This window comes from Citrobacter sp. Cb028 (assembly GCF_030336705.1).
In the GTDB taxonomy this organism is placed as follows: domain Bacteria; phylum Pseudomonadota; class Gammaproteobacteria; order Enterobacterales; family Enterobacteriaceae; genus Citrobacter; species Citrobacter braakii.
The window spans coordinates 1-206 of sequence record NZ_JAOWCZ010000001.1 but is presented as its reverse complement, the minus strand read 5'-3'; the positions used below and the strand labels follow the sequence as shown (position 1 = coordinate 206).

Sequence of the window (206 nt, the reverse complement as noted above, 5' to 3'; positions counted from 1 at the left end):
GGGAGGATTCGAACCTCCGACCGCTCGGTTCGTAGCCGAGTACTCTATCCAGCTGAGCTACGGATGCATCAGGGAAACTTACTTTACTGCAGATTTGATGCCGCTGCTAAAGCGCTATCAAATAATATGGTGCATCCGGGAGGATTCGAACCTCCGACCGCTCGGTTCGTAGCCGAGTACTCTATCCAGCTGAGCTACGGATGCAA

The 206-nt window shown here is 52.9% G+C and carries 2 tRNA genes; both read right to left on the bottom strand.

Features of this window, described 5'->3' with window-relative positions:
• Positions 1-59, bottom strand: a tRNA-Arg gene (locus OGV75_RS00010).
• Positions 60-127: 68 nt separating this feature from the next.
• Positions 128-204, bottom strand: a tRNA-Arg gene (locus OGV75_RS00005).
• Positions 205-206 lie beyond the last annotated feature (2 nt).